Below are 18,689 nucleotides of genomic sequence, written 5' to 3'. Positions count from 1 at the left end.
GCCCATGAGCGGAACCGGCGCTCCCGGCGGGGGCGTGGGACCGCAGGCGTCACCTGAGGTCGCGCAACCACGATGGCGGCTGACCGCCCTGATCGCCGTGGGCTGCTGCGCGGTGGTTCTTCTGACGGCGCTCGGCGCCTGGCAGTTGCAGCGTCGCAGCTGGAAGCTCGACCTCATCCAAAAGGTCGAGGAGCGCGTCGACGCGGCACCGGTCGCCGCGCCCGGCCCCCCGGAGTGGCCGACGATCAACGCGCGCGACGACGAATATCGCCGCGTCGCGCTGTCCGGCCAGTTCCTCAATGATCGCGAGACGCTCGTCCAGGCCGTCACCGAACGTGGAGGCGGCTTCTGGGTCATGACGCCTTTTGCGACTGATTGGGGATTCACCGTGCTCGTCAACCGCGGCTTCGTGCCCGGCGACCGGCGCGATGCCTCGACTAGGTCCGAGGGCCAGATCGCCGGCGACACGGCCTTTGCCGGGCTGATGCGCATTTCGGAGCCGGGCGGCGGCTTCCTGCGCGCCAATGATCCGGCAGCCGATCGCTGGTATTCGCGCGATGTCGCGGCTATCGCAGCGGCTAAGGATCTCGGTCCGGTCGCGCCTTATTTCGTCGATGCCGACGCGACGGAGAATCCGGGCGGCTTGCCGATCGGCGGGCTCACCGTCATTGCCTTCCCCAATAACCACCTCATCTATGCGCTGACCTGGTTCGGCATGGCGGCCCTGCTTGCGGCCGCGATGGTCTATGTCGTGCTTGGCGAGCGCCGCGCCGCCCGCTGAGCGCAGCGTAACGTCAATGTGTTCGGAAAACGCTGCTGCGTAGCCTTCGTCCTCGACGGCCCCGCCTATATCGCGTGAACCGACCGTCGTCCGACGCATTGATATCCCATGAAACCGATCGCGACCGCCGCCCTGCTGCTCCTGCTCACGACGAGCGCCCATGCCGCCAGCGTCAACGCCGGCGATCACAAGCCGAGCACGACCAAGCCTTTCGCGGCGACCGAAGTCGCGAGCTTCGATACGCCCTGGGCCCTCGCTTTCCTGCCGGACGGACGGATGCTCGTCACCGAGAAGCCGGGCCACCTCTTCCTGGTAACGGAGGGCGGCCAGAAGATGCCGATCGGCAATGTGCCGGCGGTCGCGGCGAAGGGCCAGAACGGCCTGCTCGACATCGCGCCGTCGCCGAATTTCACGCGCGACCAGATCGTCTACCTGACCTATGTCGCGCCCGAGGGCAGCGGCGGCACTCTGATGCTGGCGCGCGCGAAGCTGAGCCTCGAGGAGGTGGACGGGAGAGGGCGCCTCGACGATCTTGTCGTCATATGGCGCCAGACGCCGGAAGGCGGCGGAGGGCAGCCGGGCGGGATCATCGCCTTCGATCCCGCAGGAACTCACCTTTTCCTGACCGTTGGCGACCGTATGCGGCCCGAAAGCGCGCAGAACCCGGATGAGGCGCGCGGCAAGGTGCTACGGGTGACGCTTGACGGGAAGGCCGCACCGGACAATCCCGATGCCGCGGCGGGCGGGGTGCGCGGCGAGACCTGGAGCACCGGGCACCGCAACCCCTATGGCCTCGCCTTCGCGCCCGATGGCGCGCTCTGGCTGAACGAAATGGGCCCGCGCGGCGGCGACGAGTTGAACCTGATCGAGCCGGGCCGGAATTATGGCTGGCCGATCGTTTCCAACGGCGACAACTACAATGGCACGGCGATCCCGCGCCATGCGACGCGTCCTGAATTCGCGGCGCCCGCGCTCTACTGGAATCCCGTCATCGCACCGGCGGGTCTCGTCTTCTACGAGGGCAGCATGTTCCCGCAATGGCGCGGGTCAGCTTTCATCGGCGGCCTCGCTGTGGACGCGTTGGTGCGCGTCACGTTCGACGGCAAGGGCAACGCGAATGAAACGGAGCGCTGGGAGATGGGCGCCCGCATCCGCGATGTCGCAGTGGCGCCGGATGGGGCGCTCTGGCTGATCGAGGACGACGATCCAGGCCGCCTGCTGCGGCTCGTTCCGGCCAAGCCTCCAAGCTAGACGGGACAGTGGCGGGAGGATAGTCCGCTTGCGATTGTCTCGTGCACGATCTATCTGAAGGGTGGATCGGCACGGAGTGTTGGCATGACCACGAGCGGAGAAGCTGTTTCATCGGGCCCGGTGCCGCGCCTCGATGATTTCGTGTGTTTCGCGCTCTATTCCGCGAGCCACGCGTTCAACAAGATCTATCGCCCGCTCTTGCAGCCGCTCGGCCTTACCTATCCCCAGTTCCTCGTCATGACAGTCTTGTGGGTGCAGGATGGGCAAACCGTCAGCGCGCTCGGCGATCGGCTTCTGCTTGAATCGAGCACCCTGACGCCGCTGCTGAAGCGCCTCGAGGCGAATGGCCTCGTCACGCGCCTTCGCGATGCTTCCGACGAGCGCCAGGTTCGGATTCACCTGACGGAACGTGGCCGGAGCCTGCGTCGCGAGGCCGAGGCCGTTCCGGCCTGCATCGCTGAAAAGGCGGGGCTCGATATCGCCGAAATCGGCCGCCTCACAGTCGCCGTGTCGGCGCTGCGCGATGCGCTGAGGCTGCAGAGCGAGGACTGATGCCGCGACGGCCATTCCGCCCCATATAAGCGAAACCCAGTATCGAGGAGACCATCATGCTGACGACGCCGTTTCCCGTCACCCGCAGCGACGACGAGTGGAGGAAGCTGCTGACGCCGGAGCAGTACCGGATCATGCGGCAGCATGGCACGGAGTATCCCGGCAGTTGCGCCCTGCTACACGAGAAGCGCCCCGGCACATTCTTCTGCGCCGGTTGCGGCCAGGCCCTCTTCGCGGCCGACGGCAAGTTCGAGAGCGGCACCGGTTGGCCGAGCTTCAATGACCCGATCGAGGGCGCCGTCGAGACGACTGTCGATCGCAGCCACGGCATGGTGCGGACCGAATGCCACTGCGCGCAATGCGGCAGCCATCTCGGGCATGTCTTCGAGGATGGACCGGCGCCGACCTATCTGCGCTATTGCATTAACGGCGTCGCCATGAACTTTGAGCCGGCCTGACCGGTCAGGCGCCCCTTCGATGCCGGCCGAGCAGTGCCAGAAGGCGCTGCGGCGGCCGGCTCAGCGGCAGGATGTGATCGCGCGACAAAGTGGCAATCTCAAGCGCGCCGAGGACGTCGGGATCGACCCAGCGCATCTCGGCGATTTCCGCGCCCGGTTGCGCATCGTCCGTCGCGGCCAGCAGGAAAAGTTCAGCCTCGACGCGATAGCCGGGCTCATTGGCCGCCGCCGCCGCGAAACGTCCAAGCGGAATGGGCTCGTCCACCGCGATCGTCAGGCCGAGTTCCTCGTTCAGTTCCCGCCGGAGCGCTTCGGCCGCGGTCTCGCCGGGCTCGATCTTGCCGCCCGGCTGCATGAAGACCGGCGACCCATTCTTGCGCACCAGAAGCACGTTTCCGTCCTCGCGCAGGATCAGCGCCGCCGCGATGGTAATCGTCTTTTCCAGAATTCTCCCCCGCCCTTCACCAGATGGCGCCGCGCCGGCTCGATGACTTCCGCTCGCGAATCTGTCAAGCAACACCGCCGCGATACGGGGTGTCGCGACAGCAATTCTCGGCTATGGATGAACATGTGGTCGCCATGCCGCTGCGCTGAAGCGCGGCACAGGATCGTGCGGCGCGTTGCTTTCGGGGGATGGCGAGCTTGAACAATCGAGCATGGATCAGGGGCGGTGACCGTCCGGCGCTCCGTCTGGTTTCCGCGGCGCTGCTGGCGCTGGTGCTTCTGCCCGCTTCTCCCCCGGCGAGAGCGCAGGACGCCGCGCCGGTGCGCGTCGGCACCGTCGTTGTGGAGGCGCAGCCGATCAACCCGGCCAAGGAGTTTGTCGGGCGAATCGAGGCGATGCAGCGCGTGTCGATCCGCGCGCGCGTCACCGGCTATCTCGACGCGGTCCTGTTCAAGGAAGGCCAGCAGGTGAAGGAGGGTGACCTCCTCTACCGGATCGAGCAGGCGCCTTTCGAGGCGGCCGTCTCACAGGCCCAGGGTGCGCTCGACAAGGCGCGCGGCCAATCCGCCTTCGCGGACGCCCAGCTTGCCCGCGCCCAGGAATTGCTGAAGACGCAGACCGGCACGCAAGCGACCCGCGATCAGCGCCAGGCCGAGCAACTCACCGCCAGGGGCGACGTCCAGATCGCGGAATCGAACCTGAAGACCGCCGAGATCAATCTCGGCTACACCGAGATCAAGTCGCCGATCACCGGATTGATCGGCCGGACCAGCGTCACCAAGGGCAATGTCGTCGGGCCTGACAGCGGCGTGCTGACGACGATCGTCAGCCAGGATCCGATGTTCGTGTCCATGCCGATCAGCCAGCGCGAATTCCTGACGTTGAAAAGCGCTGACCGCATGACGGGCACAGGCGCGCTGTCGGTGCTCATCCGTTTCTCGGACGGCACCGCCTATGAATTTCCGGGCAAGATCGACTTTGTCGACGTCTCGGTCGACCGCGCGACGGACAGCGTGCTCGTCCGCGCCGAGGTCGCCAATCCGAACGGGCTCCTGATCGACGGCCAGTTGGTCAAGGTCGCATTGCAGCTCGAACAGCCGGTCGAGAAGATCCTGGTGCCGCAGTCGGCGCTGATCGCCGATCAGAAGGGCGTCTATGTCTTCGTAGTCGAGGACGGCAAGGCGGCGACACGCCGCCTGACCCTCGGCGGTGAAAGCGGCACGAGCGCCATCGTCGATGACGGTCTCGCGGCGGGCGACCAGGTCATCGTGCAGGGCATCGAGGCGCTGCGACCCGGCGTCCCGGTGACCGCCACGCCGGCTGCGACCTTGCCGGGCGCGGGCTGAGCCCATGATCTCCTCCCTGTTCGTCGACCGCCCGCGTTTCGCCATCGTCATCGCGCTGGTGACGGTCATCGCCGGCCTTGTCTCGCTGCTGGCGATCCCGGTGGCGCAATATCCCGATATCGTCCCGCCGCAGGTCTCGGTCACGACCTTCTATCCGGGCGCATCGGCGGCCGTCGTCGAGGCGACGATCGCGCAGCCGCTCGAAAGCCAGATCGTCGGCGTCGACAAGTCGATCTACATGAAGAGCGTCAGCGGCAATGACGGCAGCTATTCGCTGCTGGTGTCGTTCGAGCTCGGCACCAATCCCGACATCAACGCCGTCAACGTCAACAACCGCGTGCAGGTGGCGCTGTCGAAGCTGCCGCAGGACGTCCAGAAGCAGGGCGTCACGGTCAAGAAGCAATCGTCCGCGCTCCTCGGCGTCATTGCGCTCTCCTCGCCGAAGGAGACGCATGACGAGCTGTTCATCTCGAACTACGCCACCATCAACCTGGTCGACGACATCCGTTCGACGCCGGGCGTCGGCGACGCGAGGCTGTTCGGGCCGCAGGATTATGCGATCCGCGCCTGGATGCAGACCGACCGGCTGACGGGCCTCGGGCTGACGACCGCCGATGTCATCAAGGCGATCCAGAGCCAGAACGTGCAGGCAGCGGTCGGGCGCATCGGCGCGCAGCCGATTTCGGACGACCAACAACTGCAGCTCAACATCCAGACCAAGGGCCGGCTGTCCTCGATCGACGAGTTCAACAAGATCATCGTCCGCACCAATGCCGACGGCTCGGTGCTTCGCCTGGCCGACGTGGCGCGGCTTGAGCTCGGCGCCGCCAATCTCGACCGATCGACGCGGCTCAACGGTTCGCCCGCGACGCTGATCGGCATCTATCAGGCGCCTGGCGCCAATGCGCTTTCGACGCTTGCCGCCGTCAAGGCCAAGCTTGACGAAGCGAAAAGGAACTTCCCCGAGGATCTCGACTGGAAGGTCACCTACGACCCGACGACCTTCGTCAGCGCGACGATCGAGGTCGTCGAGCACACGCTCATCGAAGCCTTCGTCCTCGTCGTCCTCGTCGTCTTCCTGTTCCTCGGCAATTTCCGCGCGACGCTGATCCCGACCATCGCCGTGCCGGTCAGCCTGATCGGCACCTTCATCGTGCTGAACGCCATCGGCTATTCAGCCAATACCGTCTCGTTGCTGGCGTTGATCCTTGCCATCGGCATCGTCGTCGACGACGCCATCGTGGTGGTCGAGGCGGTCGAGGCGAAGATGGAACACCATCCCGAGATGTCGCCGAAGGAGGCGACCAAGGCGGCGATGACGGAGATCACCGCGCCGATCATCGGCATCACGCTGGTGCTGCTCTCGGTTTTTGTCCCGGTGGCCTTTCTCGGCGGCATCACCGGCGAATTGTTCCGCCAGTTCGCCGTCACCGTCGCGGTCGCGATGCTGCTCTCCGCGATCAATGCGCTGACGCTCTCGCCGGCACTCTGCGCCATCCTCCTGAAGCCGCATCACGGGCCGCGGCGCGGGCCGATCGGCTATGTCATGCGCGGCATCGACCGCGTGCGCGACGCCTATGGCGCCGTCGTCGCGCGGCTGGTGCGCATCGCGATCATCGGTCTCGTCATGGTGGTCGCATCCGGCTTCGGCATCGTGGCACTCAACAAGGTAACGCCTACGGGCTTCCTGCCGGAAGAGGACCAGGGTGCGTTCTTCGTGGTGGTGCAGACCCCCGATGGCGCCTCGATCGGCCGCACCGGCGCGGTCGTCTCGCAGGTCGAGGCGATCCTCAAGGAGGAACCGGCGATCGCCGACTATTCCTCGATCATCGGGCTCAATTTCGTCGACAACTATTCGCAGCCAAATGCTGCCTTCGTCATCGTTTCGCTGAAGCCGTTCGACGAGCGCACCGCATCGGACGATTCGGCGGCGGCCGTGATGGGCCGGCTGCGGGGCAAGCTGGCCACCGTCACCGGCGGACGCGCGCTGCCGCTGGCGCCGCCGCCGATCATCGGCCTCGGCAATGGCGGCGGCTTCAGCTATGTGCTGCGCGCCCTCAGCAACAACGATCCGGCAGCGCTGGCGCAGGTTCTGCGCGGCCTGCTCGTTGCGGCCAACCAGGATCCGCAGCTCTCGAACGTCTTCAGCACCTTCTCGGCCAGCAATCCGTCGGTGTTCCTCGATATCGATCGCGACAAGGCCCAGATCCTCGGCGTCGAGATCAGCGACATCTTCGCCGCGCTGCAAACCTCGCTCGGCGGCGCCTATGTGAACGACGTCAACCTGTTCGGGCGTACTTGGCAGGTGCAGGCACAGGCCGAAGCAAGCGACCGGAAGTCGATTGACGATATCAGCCGCATCAATGTCCGCAGCAAGAGCGGCCAAATGATCGCGCTGCGCAGCCTTGTCGAAACGCGCATCGTGCTCGGGCCGCAGGCGCTGATCCGCTATAACAACAAGCTGGCCGTCACGGTGCAGGGCAGCCCGGCGCCGGGCGTCTCATCCGGCCAGGCGCTCGCCGCGATGGAAGGCGTGGCCGCGACGTCGCTGCCTTCGGGCTATGGCGGCGAATGGACCGACATCTCGTTCCAGGAGAAGCGCGCCGAAGGCCAGATGGGGATGATCCTCGGCTTCGCGGTGCTGTTCGCCTTCCTGTTCCTCGTCGCGCTCTATGAGAGCTGGACGATCCCGGTCCCGGTGCTGCTTTCGGTCACGGTTGGCATTCTCGGTGCTTTCCTCGCCCTCGTCGTCGGCCACCTGACGCTCGATCTCTATGGCCAGATTGGCATGATCGTGCTGATCGGCCTTGCCGCCAAGAACGGCATCCTGATCGTTGAATTCGCCAAAGAGCGGCGCGAACAGGGGATGCCGCTGCTGGAGGCGGCGACCGAAGGCGCGCGACTGCGCTTCCGACCTGTGATGATGACGTCGTTCGCCTTCATTCTCGGCCTTGCGCCGCTGGTGTTCGGCACCGGCGCCGCCATGCTGGCCCGGCGCAACGTCTCGACACCTGTCTTCGGCGGCATGCTCGCCGCCTCGCTCGTCGGCATCTTCGCCATTCCGGCGCTTTACGTCACGTTCCAGAGCATCCGCGAGCGTGTGAAAGGCGTCAAACCCGAGACGCCGGCCACCCCGAAAGCACCCTAACTCTCCAAGGTTGCAACTGAAGCGTATAACACACTTTTTGCTTGCATTCTCCCTGATCTTCCCACCATCCTAGGTGAGGTGGCTATCCGGGGGGATGCGCGCCATGACTTCACCGGCCAATATCACGGGAACGGCTAGAGACGGCTTCCGGCAATCGGTTCTTGAGCTGCAGGTCGCTCTTCGCGCTCTCGGATATCTCGGAAGCGGCATCGACGGCGTTTTTGGCGACGGCACGGCCCGCGCTGTCCGGGCGCTCAAGATCGACCTCAACGAAAATGACGGCGGTTCGCGCGGCCGGGATGGTCGCGCGCCGGTTGCCGTGCGCGACTATGCCGAAGGCGAGCGGTTCGTCGTCGATGGCAGCATCGATGATCGCCTCGCCCGGATCATCACGACGATGATGGCCGACCCGGCCTTTCCGAAAATACCGTCCGCCGAGAATCCCGCTGCTGAGAATGCGCGTGCCATCGCGCTGCTGCAGGGAATCGCCGGCGTCGGCGTGCCGATGCCGTTCCTGCTGGCGATGATGCAACAGGAAAGTGGCCGCAGGCACTTCAATGTGCCGGCGCCGGGCGGACGCGACACTTTCCTCGTCATGGGCCTCGATCGCAATGACACCGCCCATCCCGACCGGATCACCTCGCGCGGCTATGGCATCGGCCAGTACACCTTGTTCCACCACCCGGCGACGCCAGCCGAGATCGCGTCGCTGGTCGGCGATCCCGCAACCAATATCTCCAGCGCAATCGAAGAGTTCAGGGTGAAGTTCAACCGGTTCGTGGTGGGGCCGGACGACACCGCCGACGACCGGATCGCAGAGAATCCACGCCTTCGGCTGCGCCTTTGCCGCTATTCATCGTCCGACCACCGCTACATGACCGATTGTGGCGCCTGCGCGCGGGCCGCCCGCAAGGTGGCGATCGAGCCCGGCGTCCCGCTCTACCCAGGTTCTAGCCAGACCTATCGGCCGACCGCCTACTACAGCAGCGCCAATTATGGCCGCATCCCGGATCGTTCCGATTTCGGATGCGACTGGCCTTATGCGGCGCGTCGCTACAACGGCAGCGGCATCAACTCCTTCCACTATCAGGTGCGCATCCTCAGAAACCTGCTCGTGGACGCATGACGGGCAGCAGCCCCCGGACGGCTGCGGAACGTGACTGATTCAAGGAGGGGCCATGAGCCTTGTGACCTTGCTCGGCGTCGCGATCTCGCTGAGCTTTGCCTATCTGCTTCTCAGTTCCGCTGCCTCGACCGTCAACGAGCTGATCGTGGCGGTACTGAAATCCCGTGCCAAGGGCCTCAAATCCTCGATCGAGGCCTTGGTGGGCGCCGGCAACGGCCCGAACGGCGCTCTGCACAGCGAGCTGGCGCGCCTCGTCTATGGCCATGCGCTGATTGCCGGGACATCCGAAACCCGACGGCCGGCTTATGTTCCCTCTCGCAATTTCACGCTGGCTCTCCTCGATACGCTGATCGGCAACAATCAGGCGACCAGCCTCACCGCGATGCAGGAAACCATCGCGAAAATGCCGGACGGGCCCGTCCGGCAGGCGCTCGGCACCCTCCTGGACGAAGCGGGTGGCGACATGGCTGCCTTCAAGCTCTCGGTCGACCACTGGTTCGACGACGCGATGGACCGGCTCGGCGGCGCCTATAAGCGCAATGCCCAGGCGACGCTGCTCGCCATCGGCTTCGTCCTGGCCGCGCTGCTCAATGTCGATACCGTTCGCATCGTCAATGTGCTGATGCACGACACGACCCGGCTCGAGGCCACTGTCCGCGCGGCGACCGCCTTCGCGACCTCGCACGCAGACGCAGCGACTCCGACTTCCGGTGGCGAAACGGCGGCCACCGTTGCGGATCCGGCCGAGGAGATCTCGGCCCTAAGGAAGAAGGCGCTGGACGAAATCGCGACACTTCAATCGACACCGCTGCCCGTCGGTTGGGACGACTGCGGCGCCGCTTGCGATGGACGGTCTGTGACGCCACAGAACCTCTTTGCCGGCAAATTAAGCCCACTTTCGGCGCTTGTCGGCTGGATCCTGACGGCCATAGCCGTCTCGTTCGGGGCGCCGTTCTGGTTCGATCTGCTTAATCGCTTCATCAATCTGCGCTCGTCCGGGCCGAAGCCGCCGACCGGTGGCGAAGGCACCAAGACGGCCGAGGGCTAGGAGACGGCGATGTCCCATGAACTGACCCAGGAAGAGCTCGACACCACCTTCCCGCTGGTCCGCGCCGAACGACCGGGCACGTTCGAAATCGGCTTCGCCCTTGCGGGGACGGTTTCCGCCGGCGCCTATACCGCGGGCGTCCTCGACTACATCATGGAAGCGCTGGATGCCTGGGAGGCTGCGAAGCTTCGCGGCGATCCCGAGGCGCCGACGCACAGAGTGACGCTCAGCACGCTGGTGGGCGCTTCGGGCGGCGCGCTGAACGGCGCCATCTTCCTTCGGGCGGCAGGCTCGGACTTTCCGCGCGGCGCACAGGAGGGCAACCCGTTCTACGATGCCTGGGTCGGCCCGAACTCCGTCACGATCGACAAGCTCCTCTCGGGTGCGAGCGCTCGTTCTCCTGGCGTAACGTCGCTGGTCGACACCGCGGCCATCGAGAGGGCTATCCAGTCGCTGATCGGGTTCGAGGGCAAGCCCCTGCCCTCCTCGCCCGATGGCGCGACGCCGCCGCAACGCGGATATCTCGCCGATCCGCTCCGCCTCGTCGTGACGATGAGCAACCTGATTGGAACGCCCTATCGCGTCGGCTTCACCGCCGGCCCCAATATCGGATTCGATTTCTGGCGGCATGACGACACCGCGCGTTTCGCCCTGCATGTCGACGGCGGCGACGCTGCGCCCGGGGAAGGGCCACGGATCGGGGAAATGGCGCTTTCGAGCGTGTCGGGAACCAATTGGGACCGGCTCAAGGCCGCCGCGCTCGCCACCTGCGCCTTTCCACTGGTGTTCAGCAGCCGCGACGTCTTGCGGTCGCCGCCCGAGATCGCCGCCCGCGTTGCCCTGGTTTCCCAGCCCGGCGGCGACCCTCGTCTCCCGATGACACCGCGTTGGGACCTCATCGATCCCTGGCTGACGCGCAATCCATCAGCACCGATGGTCGATGGCGGCCTGACCAACAACGAGCCGATCGGTCTCACGCATACGGAGCTCGCCGGGCTCGCCGGTGTCAACGATCGCGAGTCAGACAAGGCGACACGCGCACTCATCCTCGTCGATCCCTTCGTCGCGTCGAACAAGATGCCGGATCGTCCTGCGACGCTTCCCGGACTGGCAGGGCTGATCCTCTCGATCTTCCTCAATCAATCGCGCTACCGCGCCGAGGACATCCTCTCAGCGGTCAACAGCAAGGTGTTCAGCCGCTTCCTGATCGCGCCAGGTCCCGAAGGCGCGGGTGGCGAATCCTCACTGGCCTCCGGCGGTCTGCATGCCTTCGGCGGCTTTCTCGATACCGCGCTGCTCAAGCATGACTTCCTGCTCGGGCGCTACAATGCCTTTCAGTTCCTGACGCTCAACTTCCGCTTCGATCCGGCGAACCCGTTGCTGAGCGAGGAATGGACCCCCAGCCAGATCGCAACCCACACTTCCGGCATCTATGTCTCGAAAACGGCAGACCCTGCCGAAGCCGGCTTCGTGCCGATGATCCCGCTGATGGCGTCATTACGCGATGAGAACAACCAGCCGAAAAAGCCGGTCCAGATGGCACCGCTGCGATTGTCGGAGGCACGCCGGAAGCAGCTCGGCGTGCAGATCGAGGCGCGGCTCGACTATCTTTACAAGACCCTTAAGCCGTCAGGCGGAATGATGGCATCAGCATGGAGTACCGGGTTCGGCCTGCTCTGGCCTTTCGCCAGGCGGAAGCTGCGCAAGGACATTCTCAGCTTTGTCCGCGACAAGCCCGGTGCATAGTCCGCTTTCGAGCATGCAGTCGCGCCCGACGACGTTATCCATCCCCGAACGCTGCAGCGGGCCGCTCGAAATCGGCGGTTCCAGCCGGCGACAGCGGGGCGAAGCGATAGCCATCGCGACCGGCCGCCTTGGCCTCATAGAGCGCGAGGTCGGCACGATGCATCGCATCGGCGAGCGGCTCCAGGCGATCCGTCACCGCGATGCCGAAGCTCGCTGTGACGCGATACCCCTCCGGTAGCATCGGGAACCGCGTCATGCCGATCAGCGAGCGGATGGCATCGACATAGATGCGGGCCGCCGCGATGTTGCAATCGGTGAGCAGGATGCAGAACTCCTCCCCGCCGACGCGTCCGCACAGCCCGTCCGTTCCGGCCAGTTGGACAAGCGACGTGCCGCAAGCGCGGATGACGTCATCACCGGCGGCATGCCCGAAGCGATCATTGATCGATTTGAAATGATCGAGATCGACCATGATCAGGCTGGAACATATGCCCTGCGGTGTCCGCCTCAGGACCTGATCGGCCTGCTGCAGGAAAGCGCCGCGATTGAGCGCTCCGGAAAGGCTGTCACGTTCGAGCCGGCGAGCCGCCTCGGCCATGACTTCAACGGCGACGACGCCGACCAGAGCGAGACCAAGCAGCAGCGAAAGGATACCGCCGGCCGTCTGCGAATATTGGGCGTAGGTGCTGGCAAGATAGTCCCGTACGCCGGGTCCGGAGCCGGCCGCGGCCGCAAGCACTGCCTTGGCAAGAAACTGCAGCCCGCTGAGGCCGAGGACCGCCGCAAGCGCGAGATCGGCAGGCCGGCGCGGCGACCAGACCAGCACGATCATTGCGCCCAGGAGCGTCAGCAGGGCGAAGGGCCCTTGATAGCCGAAGGCGTTCAGCGTCGTGCCGCGCGGCACCTCAAAAAGATAGAAACCATTGAGCAAAGAACCGGCAAGAAAGAGGATGATCAGCCACGCAATGGAAGCGCCCGGCCGATAGTGGCGCAGTAATCCCGCCACGATCAGCGTCATCCCCAGAAGAAGCGAGGAGAAGGAAAGAACCGAGACGAGGCGCGCCGAGGGAATCGCGGACGCGAAGCCCTCGACCGCGACGGTTGTTGCCGCCGCGACAAAGCCGGCGGCACACCAGCGTCCGAGCGCGACTTTGGAGCGCCAGGTCAGCGCAAGAAACGCCGCCGCAAAAGACAGTCCGATTGCAAAGTTGAAAACGAGGAGAAACGCCGCGTCGCCCATTCGCAGTGATCTCTCGAAGCCTTGGATGAAAGCAAGCTGCGACCGTCGCCCCGAGGCTGGCGGCTGTCAAGGCGCGCGGCCCTGGAAATGGAGCAAAAGCAAGCGTTCTGGCGTGTCAGTCGACCGAGACGAGGAACAGGCGGATGAGGCGAACGCTCTCCTCCGCGATCCCCGCGATGAGCACCTCACCCTTGTCGGCCGTTGCGGGGCGCGGGTCGCCGAAGACGCCGGAGCGGTTGAAGCTGTCGAGGCCGATCGGGCCGGTGCCGAAAAGCTCGGGAAATGTCGGATATTCGGGCGCAGCCTTGTCCATCCGCACGAGCTCCGGCGCCAGCGCCAGCATCATCGACGTCTCGACTTCGTCCGCGTGATAGAAGGTCGGCGCAGCCGGCTTGCTGTCGCAGATTTCGGTCGCAATGCGCTCCATGCCCGGATAGTCGAGATGCATGACCGGGAAGCCGCTCTCTTTCTTCAGAGCCCGTGCGGCGAGTGCGATCGGCTCGCGATTGCCGAAATGGCCGTTGATAATCACGAGTGCCTTGACGCCCATGCGGGCAAGCCCGCGGCCGAGATCGATCAGTACGGCGCGCAGCGTATCGGGCGAGAGCGACAGCGTTCCGGCAAATCCCTCATTGTTCCAGGCATCGCCATAGGCAATTGGCGGCAGCAGCAGGCCGTCGATCGCGCCGGCAATCCGCCGCGCGACGCCTTGCGCCATCACCGTGTCGGTCGAGAGCGGCAGATGAGCGCCATGCTGTTCCTGCGCGCCGACCGCAAGAATGGCAACAGCGCCCTTCTCGATGGAGGCCTTCACTTCGGGCGACGTCGCCGCGTGGAGATCGAGCATGCGGTCAATCCTTGTTCGAGCGACCGCGCCGGAAGGGCACGCCGAGCGCCGCAGGCGCGCCGGCCCGGCCGACAAATCCGGCGAGGACGATGATGGTCAAGACATAGGGCAGCATCAGCAGAAACTGGAACGGGACGCCAGTCGGCAGGATCTGCGCCCGAAGCTGCAGGGCATCCGCCGCGCCGAACAGCAGCGAGGCGAGCAGCACGCCGACCGCATGACGACGCCCGAGAATGAGGATCGCCAGGGCGATATAGCCGCGCCCCGCGGTCATGCCGTCCAGGAACACGCCGGTCGCCGAGAGCGACAGGAAGGCGCCACCGAGCGCCGCCATCCCGCCCGAAAGGCCGATGGCGAGATAGCGGATGCGATGAACGTTGACGCCGAGCGTCTCTGCCGCCTCCGGATGCTCGCCGACGGCGCGGATGTCGAGACCGAAACGCGTCTTCGCCATCACAAACCCTGTAACGAGCACCAGGGCGAGGGCGACATAGGCAAGCGCATCCTGGCGAAAGAGCAGCGGCCCAATGACCGGGATGTCGGCGAGGCGCCCAAGATCAAGCGGCACGAACGCGTCGATCCTCGGCCGCTCGGTGCCCGCTCCGAAGATCAGGCGATAGAAGAATGACGTCACGCCGACCGCGAGCAGGTTGAGCGCGATGCCGACGACGACCTGGTTGGCCCCCAGCGTGATCGTGTAGAAGCCGAGGATGAGGCCGGCGACGAGGCCGGCCAGGACGGCCACGGCGACGCCGATGGCGAGATGGCCACTGGCATAGGCCGCGACGAAGCCGAAAAAGGCGCCGACCAGCATCATCCCCTCTAGGCCGATATTGAGCACCCCCGAGCGCTCGGCGAACAGCCCGCCAAGTGCCGCCAGCATGATCGGGATCGCAAGCCGCATCGAGGCGGAGAGGAAGCCGACGAATGTCGGGTCCGTGAGAATGGCCAGCATCAGGCCCTCCGTCCGAAGCGGTCGACGAGCCAGTCGCGGAGGAGCGGCAGGGCAGCGCGGCCGATCAGGAACAGCACGACGAGGCCTTGGATCACGGTCGTCAAGGTCGAGGGTACGCCAGCTGCCGATTCCATCGTCGACGCACCGATCTGCAAGGCCGCAAACAGGAAGGCGCTGGCGAGGACGCCGAAGGGGTTGGTCGCCCCCAGCAGCGCGACGATGATCGCCGTATAGCCGAAGCCCGGCGACAGATTCTCGATCATCCGGCGCTGGACGCCGGCGACTTCCGAGAAACCCGCCAGCCCCGCCAGCGCGCCGCAGATGAGGAAGCCAAACAGGATGGTCCGGCGGACATCGATGCCGGCATTTTCCGCCGCGCGCGCATTGAGCCCGACGACACGAAGCCGGAAGCCGTTGGTCCGCCGCCATAGGAAAAGATGCGCCAGGACGGCCGCGACGAGCACGATCAGGATGCCCGCATGAAGGCGCGTGCCCGCGAGAAGCACCGGCAGGCGGCCATCCGTCGTGAGGCGGGCCGTCTGCGCCAGCGCGCCGTTTGGATCCTTGAGCGGCCCATGCAGGAGGAACGAAACGAGGTGGATCGCGACATAGTTGAGCATGATCGTGGTGATCAGCTCATCGGCGCGGAAGCGCAGCTTCAAAAACGCGGCAAGCCCCGACCACAGCGCGCCTGCGAACGCGGCGGAGAGAGCCATCGCGGGCAGCAGCAGGTAGGCCGGCCATCCGGCGCCGAGAACGCCGATGGCGCCGGCCGCCGTGCCGCCGAGAAAGAGTTGGCCCTCGGCTCCGACATTGAAGACCCCAGCCCGAAAGGCGAGCGCGATGCCGAGACCGCAGAGCGCAAGCGGCACGGTGCGCACCAGCGTTTCGGCGAGGCCGTTCCGCGAGCCGAGCGCGGCTTCGAACAGGGCGCCATAGGCGGTAAGGGGATTGACGCCGACGGCGGCGATCAACAGCGCGCCGACCAGGAATGCGGCGGCAACCGAGGCAAGACTGCCGACGAGCCCGGGCGGCAAGCGAAGACGCGCGGCGCCAGTTTGGTCGACGGTACTCATGCGGCACGCCCCGCCATCATCAGCCCCAGCCGCTCGACGGAGATCGCAGCCCGGGTCATCTCGCCGACGATGGCGCCTTTGAACATCACGACAATCCGGTCCGAAAGCGCGAGGATTTCCTCAAGTTCGGTCGAAACCAGCAGGACACCAGCCCCAGCCGCACGGCGCGCCAGCAACTGGCGGTGCACAAAGGCCGTGGCGCCGACATCGAGCCCGCGCGCGGGTTGCACCGCCACGACGAGACGCGGATCGCGCGACAAGGCGCGGCCGAGCACCACCTTCTGCTGGTTGCCGCCCGACAATGTGCCGACGCTCTGCAAGGGACCGCTGGCACGAACGTCAAAGGCGGCCATCACCTTTTCTGCAAGGCCGGCGACCGCGTCGCGGCGCATCCAACCGCCCCGCGAGAACGGCGGATCGCCGATGCGCTCGAGCACAATGTTGTCGCGGATCGACATCGGCTCGACGAGCGCCGTGCGATGGCGATCCTCGGGAATATGCGCAAGGCCGAGCCCGATGCGGCGGGCGATCGGAGCGGCCGTGACGTCGACGCCCGCGAGGATGATACGGCCGCTGGTGACCATCGAGAGGCCAACGATCGCCTCGGCAAGCTCCTGCTGACCATTGCCATCGACGCCGGCGACGCCGACGATCTCGCCAGCCCCGACCGCAAGGCTGACCCTATCGACGCGGACAAGACCGCGCGCGTCGCGGCATGTGAGATCCATGACGGAAAGAATGGCGACCGCTGCCTCCGCGGGCACGCCGGGAGCGGGTGCGTCTTCGATCTTCGGCAGGGCGATCTCGGCGCCGACCATCATGCGCGCCAAGCCGCGCGCATCGGTCTCGGCTGTCAGTGCCGTCGCGACGACCTTGCCCTGGCGGAGCACCGTGACCTTGTCGGTCAGCGCCATCACCTCGTTCAGCTTGTGGCTGATGAAAATGATCGCCGTTCCCTCTGCGGCGAGCGCACGCAGGATACGGAAGAGGCCCTCCGCCTCCTGCGGCGTCAGTACGGCCGTCGGTTCGTCGAGCACGAGGATCCGGGCGCCGCGATAGAGCGCCTTCAGGATTTCGACGCGCTGCTGCCCGGCGATCGAGAGATCGGCAATGCGGGCATTTGGATCGATGTCGAGGCCGTAGGTGGCGGCGAGATCGCGGATTTTCGCCGCCGCCGTCTTGAGATCCGGGATGAAGCGACCCGTGCTGCTGAGGCCGAGACAGACATTCTCGGCGACCGTCAGCGTCGGAACGAGCATGAAATGCTGGTGCACCATGCCGATGCCGAGCCGCATGGCTTCATGCGCTGAGCCGAGCGGTTCGATGTCTCCCGCGATGCGCACTTCGCCCGCAGCTGGAACCAGCAGCCCCGCCAGCACGCGCATCAGCGTCGACTTCCCGGCCCCGTTCTCGCCGAGCAGGGCATGGATCTCGCCCGCGTCCACCGCCAGGTCAACGCCATCATTGGCGACGAAGCCGCCGAAGGTGACGCGAATGCCGCGCATGTCGAGAAGAGGAGGCGAAGGTCTTTGCATCTGATCGCGATCCATCGCCTCGCGGTCATGGCCAGGACGAGCCTAGCCATGACGGTCGCTGGTTCCGGGACGGTTCCTACTCGACGTTCGACGTGTCGAGCGGAACCGTGAAAGCGCCGGACTTGATCGCTTCGAACTTCGCCTGAACCGCCTTGAGCACGTCTGGCGGGACGCCGGCGTCGAGGCCGTGGAAGTCGGCAAGCTTAACCGAGCCCTCGGCAATGCCGTAGGACCAGTTTTGGCTCTTCCACTCCTTGTCCTCGACCGCCTTGGCGACTGCGGTGACGAGCGGGCCGAGGTCCCAGGTGACCGAGGTCAGCACGACCTTGGGGCCGAGATGGTTCTGGTCAGTCATGGCGCCGAGCGCGAAGACATTCTTGGCGATCGCCGCGTCGATGACGCCGACACCCTGCGCCGACAGCACGTCGGCGCCCTGCTCGACCTGTGCGATCGCGGCTTCCTTGGCCTTCGGCGGATCGAACCACGAGCCGATGAAGGTGTGCAGCACCTTCGAATCCGGCACCATCGCCTTGGCACCCGCTTCATAGGCATGGAGATTGGCGAGCATGTTCGGCGCGGGCATGCCGCCGACCCAGCCGATGGTCTTGGTCTTGGAGGCCCCGGCGCCGAGCATGCCGGCAAGATAGGCGCCCTGATAGTCGGGATTGGAATAGGTGCCGAGATTGGGCGCCAGTTCCTTGGCCGTTCCGGCCATGAAGGTGGTGTTCGGGAAGTCCTCGGCGACGTTCAGCGCCGCGTCACCGAAGGAGAAGGAGTGGGCGAAGATCAGCCCATAGCCACGCGAGGCATAGTCGCGCAGGATCCGCTCCGCATCGGCGTCGGAGACGTTCTCCGAATAGGCGACCTCGACGCCAAGCGCCTTGGCGGCAGCCTGCAGCCCGTTATAGCCGACCGAATTCCAGTCATTGTCGCTGATCGGCCCCGGCAGGACCATCGCCACCTTGAGCCCGTCGGCCTCGGCCATCGCCGTGCCACCGAGCGCCAGCGGCAGCACCGCAAGCGCGACCTTGAGGCCCGCCTTCAATCTCTTGAACATTGTCGTCCCCGCTCTTTGGAAGCCGTTTTCAACTCTGGTCTAGTCGATACGCATATTTTGGCCAGCCTGAAATGCGTG

16 protein-coding genes are annotated in these 18,689 nt (G+C 65.7%); 9 read left to right on the top strand and 7 right to left on the bottom strand.

The genetic code is table 11. The annotated features are described in order from the left end of the window. The first annotated feature begins 4 nt into the window (after positions 1-4). The 4 genes from BUB39_RS11835 (at position 5) to msrB (ending at position 3,042) form a co-directional block, all read left to right on the top strand. Positions 5-781, top strand: coding sequence for an SURF1 family protein (locus tag BUB39_RS11835; protein WP_073053404.1), 777 nt, complete (start codon positions 5-7; stop codon positions 779-781). 108 nt (positions 782-889) lie between these two features. Next, positions 890-2,032, top strand: a complete 1,143-nt coding sequence (locus BUB39_RS11830) for a PQQ-dependent sugar dehydrogenase (RefSeq protein WP_073053402.1) — start codon at positions 890-892, stop codon at positions 2,030-2,032. Positions 2,033-2,116: 84 nt separating this feature from the next. Further along, positions 2,117-2,584, top strand: a complete 468-nt coding sequence (locus BUB39_RS11825; RefSeq protein WP_073053399.1) for a MarR family winged helix-turn-helix transcriptional regulator — start codon at positions 2,117-2,119, stop codon at positions 2,582-2,584. A gap of 56 nt (positions 2,585-2,640) precedes the next feature. Beyond that, positions 2,641-3,042, top strand: coding sequence for a peptide-methionine (R)-S-oxide reductase MsrB (gene msrB, locus BUB39_RS11820; RefSeq protein ID WP_073053397.1), 402 nt, complete (start codon positions 2,641-2,643; stop codon positions 3,040-3,042). Between the two features lie 4 nt (positions 3,043-3,046). Here the strand turns inward: msrB and BUB39_RS11815 are convergent, their stop codons facing one another. Beyond that, positions 3,047-3,559: an NUDIX hydrolase gene (locus tag BUB39_RS11815; RefSeq protein ID WP_342168985.1), complete on the bottom strand. Its 513-nt coding sequence runs from the start codon at positions 3,557-3,559 to the stop codon at positions 3,047-3,049. Between the two features lie 125 nt (positions 3,560-3,684). Here BUB39_RS11815 and BUB39_RS11810 point away from each other — a divergent pair, with 125 nt between their 5' ends. From BUB39_RS11810 to BUB39_RS11790, 5 genes are all read left to right on the top strand, one after another. Beyond that, positions 3,685-4,833, top strand: a complete 1,149-nt coding sequence (locus BUB39_RS11810; RefSeq protein WP_342168984.1) for an efflux RND transporter periplasmic adaptor subunit — start codon at positions 3,685-3,687, stop codon at positions 4,831-4,833. Positions 4,834-4,837: 4 nt separating this feature from the next. Next, positions 4,838-7,981 carry an efflux RND transporter permease subunit gene (locus BUB39_RS11805; RefSeq protein ID WP_073053395.1) on the top strand — a complete coding sequence of 1,048 codons (3,144 nt, stop codon included), beginning with the start codon at positions 4,838-4,840 and terminating at the stop codon, positions 7,979-7,981. A gap of 103 nt (positions 7,982-8,084) precedes the next feature. After that, a complete protein-coding gene (locus BUB39_RS11800) occupies positions 8,085-9,107 on the top strand; it encodes a peptidoglycan-binding domain-containing protein (RefSeq protein ID WP_073053393.1) in 1,023 nt (340 codons plus the stop codon). Between the two features lie 52 nt (positions 9,108-9,159). After that, positions 9,160-10,155 carry a hypothetical protein gene (locus BUB39_RS11795; RefSeq protein ID WP_073053388.1) on the top strand — a complete coding sequence of 332 codons (996 nt, stop codon included), beginning with the start codon at positions 9,160-9,162 and terminating at the stop codon, positions 10,153-10,155. Positions 10,156-10,164: 9 nt separating this feature from the next. Next, the gene (locus tag BUB39_RS11790) at positions 10,165-11,901 is read left to right on the top strand and encodes a patatin-like phospholipase family protein (RefSeq protein ID WP_073053387.1); all 1,737 of its coding nucleotides are present in this window, start codon (positions 10,165-10,167) and stop codon (positions 11,899-11,901) included. A gap of 34 nt (positions 11,902-11,935) precedes the next feature. On the opposite strand, the gene BUB39_RS11785 is transcribed toward BUB39_RS11790, so the two are convergent. The 6 genes from BUB39_RS11785 to BUB39_RS11760 form a co-directional block, all read right to left on the bottom strand. Next, a complete protein-coding gene (locus BUB39_RS11785; RefSeq protein ID WP_073053386.1) occupies positions 11,936-13,141 on the bottom strand; it encodes a GGDEF domain-containing protein in 1,206 nt (401 codons plus the stop codon). Positions 13,142-13,256: 115 nt separating this feature from the next. Beyond that, complete coding sequence (locus tag BUB39_RS11780) at positions 13,257-13,988, bottom strand: creatininase family protein (protein ID WP_073053385.1); 732 nt, start codon at positions 13,986-13,988, stop codon at positions 13,257-13,259. Between the two features lie 4 nt (positions 13,989-13,992). Beyond that, on the bottom strand, positions 13,993-14,943 hold the full coding sequence (locus tag BUB39_RS11775; protein ID WP_073053383.1) for an ABC transporter permease: 951 nt from the start codon (positions 14,941-14,943) through the stop codon (positions 13,993-13,995). Beyond that, a complete protein-coding gene (locus BUB39_RS11770; protein ID WP_084527268.1) occupies positions 14,943-16,019 on the bottom strand; it encodes an ABC transporter permease in 1,077 nt (358 codons plus the stop codon). The genes BUB39_RS11775 and BUB39_RS11770 overlap by 1 nt, the downstream gene beginning before the upstream one ends. Beyond that, positions 16,016-17,554, bottom strand: a complete 1,539-nt coding sequence (locus BUB39_RS11765; protein WP_073054190.1) for an ABC transporter ATP-binding protein — start codon at positions 17,552-17,554, stop codon at positions 16,016-16,018. The genes BUB39_RS11770 and BUB39_RS11765 overlap by 4 nt, the downstream gene beginning before the upstream one ends. 76 nt (positions 17,555-17,630) lie before the next feature. After that, positions 17,631-18,611, bottom strand: coding sequence for a BMP family protein (locus tag BUB39_RS11760; RefSeq protein WP_073053381.1), 981 nt, complete (start codon positions 18,609-18,611; stop codon positions 17,631-17,633). Between the last annotated feature and the right edge of the window lie 78 nt (positions 18,612-18,689).

It is taken from the genome of Kaistia soli DSM 19436 (assembly GCF_900129325.1).
GTDB classification, from domain to species: domain Bacteria; phylum Pseudomonadota; class Alphaproteobacteria; order Rhizobiales; family Kaistiaceae; genus Kaistia; species Kaistia soli.
The sequence above is the reverse complement of the archived record's forward strand: the minus strand, read 5'-3'. Positions and strand labels throughout refer to the sequence as shown.

What these genes read in the sequence shown, in the direction of transcription:
- BUB39_RS11785 (WP_073053386.1), bottom strand. Translation starts at nt 13,141, where the DNA reads ATGGGCGACGCGGCGTTTCTCCTCGTTTTCAACTTTGCAATCGGACTG.
- BUB39_RS11805 (WP_073053395.1), top strand. Translation starts at nt 4,838, where the DNA reads ATGATCTCCTCCCTGTTCGTCGACCGCCCGCGTTTCGCCATCGTCATC.
- BUB39_RS11825 (WP_073053399.1), top strand. Translation starts at nt 2,117, where the DNA reads ATGACCACGAGCGGAGAAGCTGTTTCATCGGGCCCGGTGCCGCGCCTC.
- BUB39_RS11760 (WP_073053381.1), bottom strand. Translation starts at nt 18,611, where the DNA reads ATGTTCAAGAGATTGAAGGCGGGCCTCAAGGTCGCGCTTGCGGTGCTG.
- BUB39_RS11800 (WP_073053393.1), top strand. Translation starts at nt 8,085, where the DNA reads ATGACTTCACCGGCCAATATCACGGGAACGGCTAGAGACGGCTTCCGG.
- msrB (WP_073053397.1), top strand. Translation starts at nt 2,641, where the DNA reads ATGCTGACGACGCCGTTTCCCGTCACCCGCAGCGACGACGAGTGGAGG.
- BUB39_RS11770 (WP_084527268.1), bottom strand. Translation starts at nt 16,019, where the DNA reads ATGAGTACCGTCGACCAAACTGGCGCCGCGCGTCTTCGCTTGCCGCCC.
- BUB39_RS11775 (WP_073053383.1), bottom strand. Translation starts at nt 14,943, where the DNA reads ATGCTGGCCATTCTCACGGACCCGACATTCGTCGGCTTCCTCTCCGCC.
- BUB39_RS11830 (WP_073053402.1), top strand. Translation starts at nt 890, where the DNA reads ATGAAACCGATCGCGACCGCCGCCCTGCTGCTCCTGCTCACGACGAGC.
- BUB39_RS11780 (WP_073053385.1), bottom strand. Translation starts at nt 13,988, where the DNA reads ATGCTCGATCTCCACGCGGCGACGTCGCCCGAAGTGAAGGCCTCCATC.
- BUB39_RS11790 (WP_073053387.1), top strand. Translation starts at nt 10,165, where the DNA reads ATGTCCCATGAACTGACCCAGGAAGAGCTCGACACCACCTTCCCGCTG.
- BUB39_RS11835 (WP_073053404.1), top strand. Translation starts at nt 5, where the DNA reads ATGAGCGGAACCGGCGCTCCCGGCGGGGGCGTGGGACCGCAGGCGTCA.
- BUB39_RS11795 (WP_073053388.1), top strand. Translation starts at nt 9,160, where the DNA reads ATGAGCCTTGTGACCTTGCTCGGCGTCGCGATCTCGCTGAGCTTTGCC.
- BUB39_RS11765 (WP_073054190.1), bottom strand. Translation starts at nt 17,554, where the DNA reads ATGCAAAGACCTTCGCCTCCTCTTCTCGACATGCGCGGCATTCGCGTC.